Below are 13406 nucleotides of genomic sequence, written 5' to 3'. Positions count from 1 at the left end.
GCCGGGTCCGTCGGCCCACTGACCTACAGTGGCGGACGTGTTCCTCACATCCGAGGGAGCCGACGGCAAGGTCATCTACAGCGCCTCGGATCTCGCCGCCGCGGCACGTTGCGAGTACGCACTGTTGCGGGCTTTCGACGCCAAGCTCGGCCGTGGCCCAAAGGTGTCGGTCGAGGACGAACTGCTCGCCCGCACTGCGACTCTCGGCGACGAGCACGAACGCCGTCAGCTCGACGATCTGCGGGCCGAGTTCGGCGGCGACGTCACGATCATCGGCCGTCCGCCATACACCGACGCGGGTCTGGCCGCGGCCTTCGACCAGACCATGCGGGCGGTCGAGCGCCGCGCCCCCGTCATCTACCAGGCCGCGATGTTCGACGGCCGGTTCGCCGGTTTCGCGGACTTCCTGGTGCTGGACGGCGACCGGTACCGGCTGCGGGACACCAAGCTCGCGCGCTCGGTGAAGGTCGAGGCGCTGCTGCAACTCGCCGCCTACGCCGACACCCTCGCCAGGCACGGCGTACCGGTGGCCGACGAGGTGGAACTCGTCCTCGGTGACGGGGTGGTCGCGAGTTATCGGGTCGACGAGCTGCTCCCGGTCTACCTGCCGCGGCGGGCCGCGCTGCAGCGGCTGCTGGACGGCCATCTCGCCGGCGGGGCCGCAGTGTCGTGGGACGACCAGCAGGTGCGGGCCTGCTTCCGTTGCCCCGAGTGCGACGTGCGGGTCCGCGAGCACGACGACCTGCTACTGGTCGCAGGCATGCGGGTCAGCCAGCGCGCACGACTCATCGACGCGGGGGTCAGCACGCTGCACGACCTGGCCGGCCACGTCGGCCCGGTTCCTGAACTGTCCGCGCGCACAGTGAAGACGCTCACCGCGCAGGCCCGTCTTCAGGTCGCCGACCGGGTGGACGGCAAGCCGCCCTACGAAGTGCTCGACGCCCAGCCGCTGATGGTGCTGCCGGACGCGAACAAGGGCGATCTGTTCTTCGACTTCGAGGGCGACCCGTTGTGGACGGTCGACGGCCGCGAGTGGGGTCTGGAGTACCTGTGGGGCGTGCTCACCACCACCGACGAGTTCACCCCGTACTGGGCGCACGACCGGGCCAGTGAGCGGCAGGCCCTCGTCGACTTCCTCGCCATGGTGCGCAAGCGGCGCAAGCGCTATCCGGACATGCACGTCTACCACTACGCGGCATATGAGAAGAGCACGCTGCTACGGCTGGCGGGCCGCTACGGAGTCGGCGAGCACGATGTCGACGAGATGCTGCGCAACGGTGTCCTCGTCGACCTGTACCCGTTGGTACGCAAGAGCATTCAGGTCGGTACCGAGAGCTACAGCATCAAGTACCTCGAACCGCTCTACATGGGCAACGAGCTGCGTAGTGGCGAGGTCACCACGGCAACCGACTCGATCACGCAGTACGCCCGGTTCTGCGAACTGCGCGACGCGGGAAGTGCCGACGACGCGGCGATCGTGCTCAAGGAGATCGAGGACTACAACCGCTACGACTGCCGGTCGACGCGTCGGCTGCGCGACTGGTTGATGGCGCGCGCCATCGAGTCAGGGGTCCCGCCGCGCGGCCCGCTGCCAGTGGCCGAGCGCGGGGAAGCCGAACCCGCGGACGAACTCGAACGCCGACTGCTCAAGTTTGCAGGCGACGGCATCGAGGAACGCACCGCCGAGCAGACCGCCGTGGCGATGGTCGCGGCAGCGCGCGGGTTTCACCGGCGCGAGGACAAGCCGTTCTGGTGGGCCCACTTCGACCGAGTCAACAATCCCGTCGACGAATGGGCCGACAACAGCGACGTCTTCATCGCCGACCGGACCGAGATCGTCGCCGACTGGCACCAACCGCCAAGGGCACGAAAGCCGCAGCGGCATGTGCGACTGACCGGTGAACTCGCGAACGGCGACCTCGACCGGGAGATGTACGCGCTGTATGACCCGCCCGCGCCCGCCGGCCTTGCCGACGACCCCGACCGGCGGGCGTTCGGCTCGGTGACGGTGCTTGAGTGTGACAATCCCGAAGCGCCTACCGTGGTCCTCGTCTGCGAGCGCCAACCCAAGGACGGCGACGTGTTCGAGCAGTTGCCGTTCGCCCTGACACCTGGCCCGCCGATCAACACCAAGCCGCTGCAGGAGTCCATCGCGACCACAGCTGCCGTCGTCGCGGCCGGACTGCCCGCGCTGCCGCCCGACGCCGTCACCGACGTCCTGCTACGCCGCGCGCCCCGCACGGTCACTGGTGATCCGCTCCCCCGCGGCGACGGACGCGATGGCGCCATCGCTGATGACATTAAAAAGGCACTCCTCGACCTCGACTCGTCCTACCTCGCGGTGCACGGGCCGCCCGGCACCGGCAAGACGTTCACCACGGCCAAGGTCATCGAACGCCTCGTCAACGCGCACGGGTGGCGAGTCGGAGTGGTCGCACAGTCGCACGCGGTGGTCGAGAACCTGTTCGCCGACGTCATCCGCGCAGGCGTGGACGGGGCGCTGGTGGCCAAGAAGCTCAACTCCGAATGCCGGGGCTGGACCGAGATCACCAACCCGGAGTTCGCCGGCTTCATCGCCGGGCACGACGGCTGCGTCGTCGGCGGGACGGCGTGGGACTTCGCCAACGACAACAAGATTCCGCGCACGAGCCTGGATCTGCTGGTCGTCGAGGAGGCCGGTCAATTCAGCCTGGCCAACACCATCGCAGTGGCGCCCTCGGCCAGGAATCTAATGCTGCTCGGCGACCCGCAGCAGCTGCCTCAGGTCAGTCAGGGCACCCACCCGGAGCCGGTGAACGAGTCCGCCCTCGGCTGGCTGGTGGAGAACCACCACATCCTGCCTGCCGACCGCGGCTACTTCCTCGACCTGTCCTACCGCATGCACCCCGCGGTGTGCGGCCCGGTGTCCCGGCTGTCCTACGACGGGCAGCTGCACTCCCGCGAGGACGTCAGCGCCGCCCGCCGGTTGGAAGGCGTGACGCCGGGCGTGAGCGTGCTGAGCGTCGACCACGACGGCAACTCGACCGACAGCCCCGAGGAGGCTGACGCGATCGTCGCGGAGATCGGCCGCCTGCTCGGCACCCCGTGGACCGACGAGGCGGGCACCCGGCCGTTGGAGCAGAAGGACGTCCTGGTCGTCACGCCGTACAACGCACAGGTGGTGACGCTGCGGCACAGGCTCGACGCCGCCGATCTGCCAGACGTCGAGGTGGGTACCGTCGACAAGTTTCAGGGCAGGCAGGCGGCCGTCGTGTTCGTCTCGATGACGGCCTCATCGGCGGACGACGTGCCACGCGGAATCTCGTTCCTGCTCAACCGAAACCGGCTCAACGTCGCCGTAAGCAGAGCCAAGTACGCGGCGGTGATCGTGCGCTCGACGCTGCTGACCGAGTACCTGCCGTCGACGCCGCAGGGCCTGATCGACCTCGGTGCGTTCCTGGCGCTCACGCCCTCGTGTGATACACCGACGGAGTGACTCCCACCCTGACCGACCGGCTCGCGGCGATCGTCGGAGCCAGCCACGTCAGCACCGACCCCGACGTGCTCGACGGCCGCAGCGTCGACCACACCGGCCGCTACCGGGGCCACGCGGGCGCACTGGTGCGGCCCGGCTCCGACGAGGACGTCGCCGCGGTCTTGCGGGTCTGCCGTGACGCCGGCGTCTACGTGACGGTGCAGGGTGGCCGGACGTCGCTGGTGGCGGGCACGGTGCCCGAACACGACGACGTGCTGCTGTCCACAGAACGGCTCGCGGGCATCGGCGAGGTCGACACCGTCGAGCGCCGCGTGCACGTTGGTGCCGGGGCCACGCTAGCCGCGGTGCAACGCGCGGCGACCGCCGCGGGCCTGGTGTTCGGCGTCGACCTGGCGGCAAGGGATTCAGCGACGGTCGGCGGCATGGCGTCGACCAACGCAGGCGGCCTGCGGACCGTGCGCTACGGCAACATGGGCGAACAAGTGCTCGGGCTGGACGTCGCACTGCCGGACGGCTCGCTGGTCCGCAGGCACAGCGAGGTCCGCAGAGACAACACCGGCTACGACCTGGCGGCGCTGTTCGTCGGTGCCGAGGGCACGCTCGGCGTGATCACCGGACTCGATCTGCGGCTGCATCCCTCCCCCGTCCATCGGGTCACCGCCGTCGCCGGGTTCGCCGACCTCGGCCCGCTGATCGAAGTGGGCCGCGAGTTCCGCGACGCCGACGGCATCGCCGCCCTCGAGCTGATCGACGCGCGGGCCAGCGCGTTGACCGCAGAGCACCTTGGCATCAACGCGCCGGTCGAAGGCGCATGGCAGCTGCTGATCGAGTTGGCGGGCGACACCGACCAGACCGAGCGGCTGGCCGACGCGCTCGAGCACGCCGACATGGCAGGCGAGCCCGCAGTCGGCATCGACGTCAACGCTGCGCAGCGTCTCTGGCAGGTGCGCGAGGCGGTGGCGGAGGTGCTCGGCCGCTATGGCCCGCCGCTGAAGTTCGACGTCTCCCTTCCGCTGGCGAGGATCGAGGGCTTCGCGGCGGCAGCCACCGAACTCGTCGCCGAGCACGCGCCGGACGCGATCCCGGTGTTGTTCGGTCACATTGGTGAGGGAAATCTGCACCTGAACCTGGTGCGCTGCACGCTCGAAGGTGACCGCGAGAAGGCGCTGTACTCGGCGATGATGGCGCTGATCGCGACCTTCTCCGGCAACGTCAGCTCCGAGCACGGCGTCGGCAGCCGCAAGCGCGACTACCTGTCGATGTCCCGCACGGATGCCGACATCGCCGCGATGCGCGCCGTGAAGGCGGCGTTCGATCCTGGCGGCTACCTCAACCCCGCGGTGCTGTTCGGCTGACTCAGTCGCGGAACCGCATCGAGTGCTTGCCGTAGGTGCCCGCGTCGTCGTCACTGCCGCGGGCGTGCCTGCCGCCGCGGCTTGGCTCGGGCACCGGCGGCGGTACCTGGAAGTGCTGGTCGTGGTCGACGTGAAAACCGTTGTGGGCGAATCCGATCGGCTCGGGGGCCGGCTCGGAGACCGGCTGGGGCGCCGCGGGCCTGCCGTCGAGCAGATCGTCGAGGATGCTCCGCCACGGCGCATCCTCCGGCTCGACGGGCGCCTCGCCGGGCTCGTCGTCCAGCAGGCTGTGCCAGGTCTCGACGGGACCGCCGTGCCACGTGTCGGCGGGCGCGTGCAGCGGATGCTCGACGTGCACGTGCAGAACTTCGGTGTCGCTCTCGTCGGCGGGGATCACCTCGGCGACGGGCGGCGAAGGAATGGGGGCCACCGCTTCTGCCACTCTGGGTACAACGGGGTGGCTCGTCGCGGGACGCGGTTCGTCCCAGTCGATCGTGTACTCGACGTAGTCGTCGTCGTCGGGGAAGTAGTCGGGCGGCAGCGTATCGACCCGGGAACGGGCACGCGCGGCCCGGAACGGAACCCGAAGCGCTGCGGTGAACGACTCGAGTTCGTCGGGGCCGTCGTCGGCCCGATCCTGCACGCGGGGCGGGCCTTCGCCGAACCCGCGCAGGAACACCGCGGCGACGACGCCGAACAACGCGACGAACGCGGGTAGCAGCAGCGCCTGCGACAGAGCGGCCGAGAAGGGCTCGTGCAGGTACGGGGGCAGCTTGGTGACCGATCCCTCGGCACCGGGTCGCTCGCCACCGCCGGGCATCTCGGCGCTGATCCGCGACGTCATGAACGCGGCCATGCTGGCGCTGCCCAGCACGCCGCCGACCTGCCGGGTGGCGTTGTAGACGCCCGAACCTGCGCCAGCGAGTGCGGCCGGAAGGTGGCGGGTGGCGGTGGCGGCCAGCGGCGACCAGATGAAGGCCATCCCGATGCCCATCGCGATGAACGGCAGCACCAGCCGCCAGATCGGCGTCGTCGGCGTCATCTCGATCGACAGCCAGGTCAGCGCGATCGCAAGCAGCGAGAAGCCGAACCCGACGATCGGCGTCGGATGCTCGCGGTCGACGAGCTTGCCGACGAACGGAGCCAGCAGACCCGTCGCGACCGCCATCGGCGCCATCAACAGTGCGGCCCGGGTCGGCGTCAACCCGCACACCGCCTGCGCGTAGAACATGACGGGCACCACCATCGCCGTCACCGCGAAGCCGATCACCGCAATGCCGACGTTGGAGAGGCTGAAGTCGTTGTCGCGGAAGATGTTCAGCGGAATGAGGGGCTCGCGGGGATTGACTGCCTGCCAGTAGATGAAGCCCCCTGTGCACGCCACGCCTGCGGCGATCATGCCCCAGATCCACAGCGCCCAATCGTGTGACTGGCCCTCCTGCAGCGCGAACACCACTAGGAACATCCCGACGCCGGACAGCACCACCCCGATGACGTCGAAGCTGTGCTTCTCGGTGGGCAGGACGGGAACCAGGAAGTAGGCCAGCGCGATGCCAACGATGCCGATCGGCACGTTCACGATGAAGATCCACTGCCAGCCAAGCGCGTCGACCAGGACGCCGCCTGCCAGCGGTCCGACGAGGGTCGCCACGCCTGCGGTGGCGCCCCAGACGCTCAGCGCGACGCCGCGGCGTTCTGGCGGGAAGATCCGGGTGATCGTCGACAGCGTCTGTGGGGTGAGCAGCGCCGCGCCGACACCCTGCACGACGCGTGCCGCGATGAGCATCTCGATGCTGCCCGACAGGCCACACCACAGCGAGGCGGCGGTGAACACGGCCAGCCCGACGATGTAGAGGTTCTTCGGCCCGAACCGGTCACCGAGCCTGCCAGCCAGCAGCAGCGGCACCGCATAGGCCAGCAGGTAGGCGCTGGTCACCCAGATCACCGCGTCGAAGTCGGCGTCGAGGTGATCCATGATCGACGGATTGGCCACCGACACGATCGTGGCGTCGACCAGGATCATGAAGAAACCGACCAGAAGGGCCCACAACGCGTTCCACGGATCGGGCGCCGCGGCGTTCGGATGGACCGGTGGGCCCAACGCGCCGGGCGCAACCATTCCCCGTCGCTTCGCTCGCCCCGAGGTCATCACCGCACCCGGGTCGGCGCGCGACCCAGCACGACCCGCGCCGTGGCGATCCGGGCCGCGTGCGGAGGAACCAGTTGGGGAAGCACTGTCTGCAATATCCACTCGGCCATGCGAAACGAAGGTGTCTAGCCGACGCTACGGACCGACCCGAATCCCGACAAGTTCAATGCCCAGTCGCTTCGCTCGCCCCAGTCACCGTCACGCAGGGTCGGCGACCATCCCCACCGCGACGGCATCGTCGTCGCCTGGATCGCGCACACCGACCGCGAGCAGCGCCAACAGTGCAACCACGACACCCACCGTCATCACCACGGCAAGGGCCAACTCGTCGTTGCCCAGCACGCCGACCAGCGGCGCCACCGCGGCACCGAGGCCGAACTGCCCGGCACCCAGCAACGCCGCCGACGTTCCGGCGGCCTCCTTGTGCCGCGACAGCGCAAGGGCGGGCGCATTGGGAATCACCAGGCCCATTGCCGCCAGGATCGCCCACACCGGCACCACGAACGCGGCCAGCCCGCCAACACCTGCCGCGGCGAGTCCGACGAACGTGGCCCCGAGCAACGCGGAGGCCGTGAGCGCCCACACCACGATGGTCGCCGGGCTGAACCGTCGCAGCAGGACCACGTTGAGCTGCGTAGTGCCGATCAGCGCCACCGCGCCTGCGCCGAAGACCAACGCAAACTCCTGCTGATCAAGGCCGTAGCGGCCCTGCAGCACGAACGATGCGCCCGCGATGTAGGCGAACAGGCCCGACATGCCAAGCGCGGCGACCAGCACCAGGACGACGAACCGCTTGTCGCGGAACAGGCTGCCGTAGGTGGCGAGGATGCCCTTCACCTTCAGCGGCCTGCGATGCGACTTGGGCAGCGTCTCCGGCAGCGCCAGCACGGCGAGCAGCAGCAGTAGGCCTGCCAGCACCACCAGCACGGCGAACACCCAGTGCCAGGACGCCTTCAGAAGCACTGCCGCGCCCAGCGACGGTGCCACCACCGGTGCCACCCCGAGAACGAGCATCAGCCGCGACATCACGGTGGCCGCCGCCGTATCGGTGAACAGGTCGCCGACGATCGCGATGGCCACCACCATCGCGGCGGCCGCACCCACGCCCTGCAGGCTCCTGGCCACGCCGAGCACGACGATGTTCGGCGCAATGAGGCACATCACCGAGGCGAGCATGTGCAGCACGATTCCCGCCATCAGCGGACGGCGGCGTCCCAACGAATCCGACAGCGGACCGACTATCAGCTGCCCAAGGGCCAGCCCAGCCAACGTGCCGGTCAACGTCAGCTGAGCCACCGACGACGACACCGACAGCTCGTCGGCGATGCGTGGAAGTGCGGGCAGGTACATGTCGATCGTCAGCGGCCCCAACGCGACCAGCAGACCCAGCACGACGATCATCCGGGTCCTACTTGGTGAGGGGCGCGTATCTACTGCCACGGTTTCGGCGCTCCTGAGGTCCACGTTGGGCGATGATGCCATGAAAATGATTAGCACCGCGTATCAATATTTTCTTCCCGAGAGCCGTGAGAGCTACTGAACGTGACCGCCGTCACCGCGGGGCACCCCGGGGCCACCGTCGATCGTTGTGCAACCAAGTAGCCTGGCAATCAGCAGGTACGCCACAGGAAGGCCCAACGAATGAGCGCTCGTTCCAGCACCAAGAGCCGAGTTCCAGCGGTCGGCAAGGATTCGGACGACCACCCGAGCGTGGCTGCCCGGGCGCTGTCGCAAATCATCGAGCGCGGGGCGCGCGTGCAGGGCCCCGCCGTCAAGGCCTACGTCGAACGACTTCGTGAGCACGATCCGGAAGCGACGCCTGCCGAGATCGTCGGCAAGCTCGAGAAGCACTACCTGGCCGCGGTGATGGCCAGCGGCGCCGCCGTCGGCTCCGCTGCCGCCTTCCCCGGTATCGGCACGCTCGTTGCGCTGTCCGCGGTGGCCGGCGAGACGGTGGTGTTCCTCGAGGCAACGGCCGTTTTCGTGCTCGCCACCGCCGAGGTCTACGGCATCCCCGCCGACCACAGGGAGCGCCGCCGCGCACTGGTGCTTGCCGTGCTGGTCGGCGATGACGGCAAGCACGCCGTCGCCGACCTGATCGGGCCGGGCCGCACCAGCGGTGCGTGGATCTCCGACGGCGCGGCATCGCTGCCGTTGCCCGCCGTGTCCCAGCTCAACTCGCGGCTGCTGAAGTACTTCGTCAAGCGCTATACCCTCAAACGAGGCGCGATCGCGTTCGGCAAGCTGCTGCCCGTGGGGATCGGCGCCGTCGTCGGCGGTGTCGGCAACCGGATGATGGGCCGCAAGATCATCGCCAACTCCCGGCAGGCGTTCGGCAACCCGCCGCCGCGCTGGCCGTCGACGTTGCACGTGCTTCCCGTGGCGCCGCAGCCGCAGCAGTAGCCCGCTCTGGAGCCTGTTACGGCGAACACAAGGATCACAAGCCCGTTGCCGTGGTCTGCTCCGGTCGCGAGGGATAGCCTTTATTCGGCAAGCGTGCGGGATAACCGCAAAGAAGAAGTCAGCGAGCGAACACCACGCTCGCCGGGGCAGAAGGAAACGAGGCGAGTAGCTGCCGTGAGCAGTTCACCTTCACCATTCGGACAGAACGAGTGGCTGGTCGAGGAGATGTACCGCAAGTTCCGCGAGGATCCCTCGTCGGTTGATCCGAGTTGGCACGAGTTCCTCGTCGACTACTCCCCCGAACCGACTACGGACGCAACGGCTTCGAACGGCAACGGACAGCCGTCCGCACCGTCGACGCCTCCCCCGGCCCCGGCAGCGGCGCCGCCCGCACCCAAGGCAGCGACGCCTGCAGCATCCGCGCCAGCCAAGCCGGCGCCCGAGCCTGCCAAGGCCGAGCCCGACAAGGCCAAAACGCCAGCTGTGACACCCGCCGAGGGCGACGAGGTGGCCGTGCTGCGCGGCGCCGCCGCGGCCGTCGTCAAGAACATGAACGCCTCGCTGGACGTGCCGACGGCCACCAGCGTGCGTGCCATTCCGGCGAAGCTGATGGTCGACAACCGCGTCGTCATCAACAATCACCTCAAGCGCACCCGCGGCGGCAAGATCTCGTTCACCCATCTGCTGGGCTACGCGATCGTGCAGGCGGTCAAGAAGTTCCCCAACCTGAACCGCCACTTCGCCGAGCTGGACGGCAAGCCGAACGTGGTCACACCGGCTCACACCAACCTCGGGCTGGCCATCGACCTTCAGGGCAAGGACGGCAAGCGCCAGCTCGTCGTCGCCGCCATCAAGCGTTGCGACACAATGCGTTTCGGCCAGTTCATCGCCGCCTACGAAGACATCGTGCGGCGGGCGCGCGACGGCAAGCTGACGGCAGAGGACTTCGCAGGCGTCACGATCTCGCTGACCAACCCCGGCACCATCGGCACCGTGCACTCGGTGCCACGCCTCATGAGCGGCCAGGGCGCGATCGTCGGCGCGGGCGCCATGGAGTACCCGGCCGAGTTCCAGGGGGCCAGCGAGGAGCGGATCGCCGAGATGGGCCTCGGCAAGCTGATCACGCTCACGTCGACCTACGACCATCGCATCATCCAGGGCGCGGAGTCTGGCGACTTCCTGCGCACCATCCACCAGCTGCTGCTGTCCGACGACTTCTTCGACGAGATCTTCCGGGAACTCGGCATCCCGTACGAGCCGGTGCGGTGGCGGACCGACAACCCCGACTCGATCTTCGACAAGAACGCCCGCATCATCGAGTTGATCGCGGCGTACCGCAACCGTGGCCACCTGATGGCCGACATCGACCCGCTGCGGCTGGACAAGACGCGGTTCCGCAGCCATCCGGACCTGGACGTGAATAGCCACGGGCTGACGCTGTGGGACCTGGACCGGGTGTTCAAGGTCGATGGGTTCGCCGGCGCCGAGTACAAGAAGCTGCGCGACGTGCTCGGGCTGCTGCGGGATGCGTACTGCAGGCACGTGGGTGTCGAGTACACGCACATCCTCGAACCCGAGCAGCAGAAATGGATGCGCGAGCGCGTCGAGATCAAGCACGAGAAGCCGACCGTCGCCGAACAGAAGTACATCCTGTCCAAGCTCAACGCGGCTGAGGCCTTCGAGACGTTCCTGCAGACCAAATACGTTGGCCAGAAGCGGTTCTCGTTGGAGGGCGCCGAGACCGTCATCCCGATGATGGACGCGGTGCTCGACCAGGCCGCCGAACACGGCCTCGACGAGGTCGTCATCGGCATGCCGCACCGCGGACGGCTCAACGTGCTTGCCAACATCGTCGGCAAGCCCTACTCGCAGATCTTCAGCGAGTTCGAGGGCAACCTGAACCCCTCGCAGGCACACGGCTCCGGCGACGTGAAGTATCACCTCGGCGCGACCGGCAATTACCTGCAGATGTTCGGCGACAACGACATCGACGTGTCACTAGTGGCCAACCCGAGCCACCTCGAGGCCGTCGACCCGGTGCTCGAGGGCATCGTGCGCGCCAAGCAGGACCTCGTCGACAAGGGCGACGGCCCGGATGGCTTCACCATCGTGCCGGTGATGATGCACGGCGACGCCGCGTTCGCGGGGCAGGGCGTGGTGGCCGAGACGTTGAACCTCGCGCTGCTGCGCGGGTACCGCACCGGCGGCACCATCCACATCATCGTCAACAACCAGATCGGCTTCACCACCTCACCGCAGGACTCCCGCTCCTCGGAGTACTGCACCGACGTCGCGAAGATGGTCGGCGCGCCGATCTTCCACGTCAACGGCGACGATCCCGAGGCGGCGTCGTGGGTGGCCAGGTTGGCAGTCGACTTCCGTCAGCAGTTCAAGAAGGACGTCATCATCGACATGTTGTGCTACCGCCGCCGCGGGCACAACGAGGGCGACGACCCGTCGATGACCCAGCCCGGCATGTACGACGTCATCGACACCAAGCGAGGCGTTCGCAAGACCTACACCGAAGCGCTGATCGGCCGCGGCGACATCTCGATCAAGGAGGCCGAGGACGCCCTTCGCGATTACCAGGGTCAACTCGAGCGGGTGTTCAACGAGGTCCGCGAACTCGAGAAGCACGAGATCGAGCCCAGCGAATCCGTCGAAGCGGACCAACAATTACCTGCGAAGTTGAGCACCGCGGTGGACAAGTCACTGCTCGCGCGGATCGGCGATGCACACCTGGACGTACCCGAGGGCTTCACCGTGCATCCCCGCGTCAAGCCGGTGCTCGACAAGCGGCGCGAGATGGCCTACGAGGGCAAGGTCGACTGGGCCTTCGGCGAGCTGCTCGCGCTGGGCACCCTCGTATCGGAGGGCAAGCTGGTTCGGCTGTCCGGCCAGGACGTCCGTCGCGGCACGTTCACCCAGCGCCACGCGGTGATCATCGACCGCAAGACCGGCGCCGAGTTCACCCCCCTGGAATTGCTCACCATGAAGGAGGACGGCACCCCCACGGGCGGCAGGTTCATGGTCTACGATTCGGCACTCTCCGAGTACGCGGCGGTGGGCTTCGAGTACGGCTACTCCGTTGGCAACCAGGACGCAATGGTGTTGTGGGAGGCGCAGTTCGGCGACTTCGTCAACGGTGCCCAGTCCATCATCGACGAGTTCATCAGCTCCGGTGAGGCCAAGTGGGGCCAGCTGTCGGACGTCGTGCTGCTACTCCCACACGGCCACGAAGGCCAGGGCCCCGACCACACGTCGGGCCGCATCGAACGGTTCCTGCAGGTGTGCGCCGAGGGCTCGATGACCGTCGCGATGCCGTCGACGCCCGCGAACTACTTCCACCTGTTACGACGTCACGGCATGGACGGGATCCACCGCCCGCTGATCGTCTTCACCCCGAAGTCGATGCTGCGCAACAAGGCCGCCGTCAGCGACATCCGCGACTTCACCGAGCAGAAGTTCCGCTCGATCCTCGAGGAGCCGACCTACGAGGATGGCGATGGCGACCGCTCGAAGGTGAAGCGGATCCTGCTGACCAGCGGCAAGATCTACTACGACCTGATCGCCCGCAAGCACAAGGACAACCGCGACGACATTGCGATCGTCCGGGTCGAGCAGCTCTACCCGCTGCCGAGGCGACGCCTTGGCGCGACGCTCGACGAGTATCCGAACGCCGAGCAGTTCCGGTGGGTACAGGAAGAGCCGGCCAACCAGGGCGCATGGCCGACGTTCGGGCTCTCCATGCCCGAGCTTCTGCCGGACAAGCTGACCGGCATCAAGCGGATCTCGCGGCGGGCCATGTCGGCGCCGTCGTCGGGCAGCTCGAAGGTGCACGCCGTCGAGCAGCAGGAGATCCTCGACGAGGCGTTCGCTCCCCTGTAACTGGTCCCGTCCTTTGCGCGAGCGCGCGTGTCTGTACCTCGACACGCCGCCGCGCGACGGCATTCTGCGCGCTCGCAGGCGGTGTATGCGGGACCGGCGGTATCGGCTAGCCTGACACTCACTCAACACGCGTCAA

6 protein-coding genes are annotated in these 13406 nt (G+C 68.1%); 4 read left to right on the top strand and 2 right to left on the bottom strand.

What is annotated here, in order from left to right:
- Nucleotides 1-37: 37 nt before the first annotated feature.
- Together HNP02_RS30035 and HNP02_RS30030 are read left to right on the top strand one after the other, a co-directional pair.
- Entirely contained in the window at nt 38-3475 is a 3438-nt protein-coding gene (locus tag HNP02_RS30035) for a TM0106 family RecB-like putative nuclease (protein WP_184444291.1), read from the top strand.
- Between the two features lie 8 nt (nt 3476-3483).
- Nucleotides 3484-4830: an FAD-binding oxidoreductase gene (locus HNP02_RS30030; protein WP_184444430.1), complete on the top strand. Its 1347-nt coding sequence runs from the start codon at nt 3484-3486 to the stop codon at nt 4828-4830.
- Between the two features lies 1 nt (nt 4831).
- Here the strand turns inward: HNP02_RS30030 and HNP02_RS30025 are convergent, their stop codons facing one another.
- The gene (locus HNP02_RS30025; protein WP_184444429.1) at nt 4832-6949 is read right to left on the bottom strand and encodes an MFS transporter; all 2118 of its coding nucleotides are present in this window, start codon (nt 6947-6949) and stop codon (nt 4832-4834) included.
- Between the two features lie 228 nt (nt 6950-7177).
- On the bottom strand, nt 7178-8461 hold the full coding sequence (locus HNP02_RS30020) for a multidrug effflux MFS transporter (RefSeq protein ID WP_184444290.1): 1284 nt from the start codon (nt 8459-8461) through the stop codon (nt 7178-7180).
- Nucleotides 8462-8620: 159 nt separating this feature from the next.
- On the opposite strand from HNP02_RS30020, the gene HNP02_RS30015 reads away from it, so the two are divergent.
- Together HNP02_RS30015 and HNP02_RS30010 are read left to right on the top strand one after the other, a co-directional pair.
- Nucleotides 8621-9382: a hypothetical protein gene (locus HNP02_RS30015; RefSeq protein ID WP_184444289.1), complete on the top strand. Its 762-nt coding sequence runs from the start codon at nt 8621-8623 to the stop codon at nt 9380-9382.
- 225 nt (nt 9383-9607) lie between these two features.
- Nucleotides 9608-13270, top strand: coding sequence for a multifunctional oxoglutarate decarboxylase/oxoglutarate dehydrogenase thiamine pyrophosphate-binding subunit/dihydrolipoyllysine-residue succinyltransferase subunit (locus HNP02_RS30010; RefSeq protein WP_375373726.1), 3663 nt, complete (start codon nt 9608-9610; stop codon nt 13268-13270).
- Nucleotides 13271-13406 lie beyond the last annotated feature (136 nt).

It is taken from the genome of Mycobacterium sp. AZCC_0083, from assembly GCF_014202335.1.
Taxonomy (GTDB): domain Bacteria; phylum Actinomycetota; class Actinomycetes; order Mycobacteriales; family Mycobacteriaceae; genus Mycobacterium.
This window is presented reverse-complemented; position numbering and strand designations above follow the sequence as displayed.